Source organism: Methylobacterium sp. A52T, from assembly GCF_053346095.1.
The window spans coordinates 1-1334 of the sequence record NZ_JBKFBI010000297.1 but is presented as its reverse complement, the minus strand read 5'-3'; the positions used below and the strand labels follow the sequence as shown (position 1 = coordinate 1334).

The window sequence follows — 1334 nt, the reverse complement described above, 5'->3', positions numbered from 1 at the left end:
GTCGGCCTCCTCCGGGCGGGGCTCGCGCGCGGCCGGCGCGGCGCGGCCGAGATCGAGCACGTCGCGCTCGCGCGCGGCCGCGCGGCCGTCGGCCGGCCGCGGGCGCGCCTCGTCCTCGGAGGGGTGCCGCTGATCGTCAAACATGGGAAGTCGTCGCCCGATGGGCCGGCCACCCGGGGGTGACCGGGCTTGTCGCATCGCCCGCCTCAGGCAGCACAAGCCGGCCGCCGGCCCAAGGTTCCACGCGCAGATCTGCCCGCCTAGGAACGCATGCCGCACTGCGGCGTTCTGCGCCCGGAACCTTTGCCGTTCCCGGCCTCAAGGCCCAGGAGTTCGCCATGACCAGCAGCCCATCCCCGACGCCGAACCGCCCCGGTTCCGGCCCCGCGACCGCGCCCTCCGGTATCCCGCTCGTCGGCGCTGCGCGCCTCGACGCCATGAGCGCGGCCCTGGCGCGGAACTGGTGGCTCGTCGCCCTGCGCGGCGTCATGGCGGTCCTGTTCGGAGCGGTCGCGTTCATCGCGCCGGGCGCCTTCGTGCTCTCGCTGGTCCTGTTCTTCGCCGCCTACATGCTCGTCGACGGCGTCGTCGCCGTCGTCGGCGCGGTCCGGGCCGCGCAGCGCCACGAGCGCTGGGGCTTCATGCTGGTCGAGGGCCTCGTCGACATCGTGGTGGGCGTCGCCGCGGTGCTGGTCCCGGCCGCGGCCGTCTGGGCGTTCGTGCTGCTGCTCGCCGCGTGGGCGCTGGTCACCGGCGGCCTGATGATCGCCGCCGCCTTCCGCCTGCACCTCCATTACGGGCGCTGGTGGCTGGGCCTCGGCGGCGTCGTGTCGATCCTGTTCGGCCTCGCGCTGCTCATCAACCCGGGCATGTCGGCCCTGGTGCTGACGTGGTGGATCGGCTCCTACACCTTCGCCTTCGGCATCCTCCTGCTGATCCTGGCCTTCAAGCTGCGCGCCCAGCACGGGGCCGTCGGTCCGGGAGCGCCGCTCGGCCGGTGAGCCGGCCGGGACCGGATCGGGCCCCGTGGCCCGATCCACACGGTGGCGGCGCGATCGACGCGCCGCCCGTCCCGCGACCCCGCGGCTGCGGGACACCGGGACGGATGCGGCTTAGAAGGCTCGGTCGGCCGGATCGGCCGGTCCCGGAACACGCACCACGATGACGCCCGACGCGCCGGAACGCGCCCCGGCCGACGGGCCGAAACCGCCGAAGCCGGACCCCCCCGCCGACGCCCCGGACCCGCGGCTCGCCGCCCGGGAGGCCGGGCGGGCCGCGCGCGACCTCGCGCGCCATCTCCGGACCCTCCTCGCCGCGGCCGGGCTCGGCCTCGC

At 76.1% G+C, this 1334-nt stretch carries 1 protein-coding gene; it reads left to right on the top strand.

What is annotated here, in order from left to right; genetic code table 11:
* The first annotated feature begins 338 nt into the window (after positions 1-338).
* Positions 339-1001, top strand: a complete 663-nt coding sequence (locus ACLBYE_RS30475; RefSeq protein WP_447697030.1) for an HdeD family acid-resistance protein — start codon at positions 339-341, stop codon at positions 999-1001.
* Positions 1002-1334: the final 333 nt, after the last annotated feature.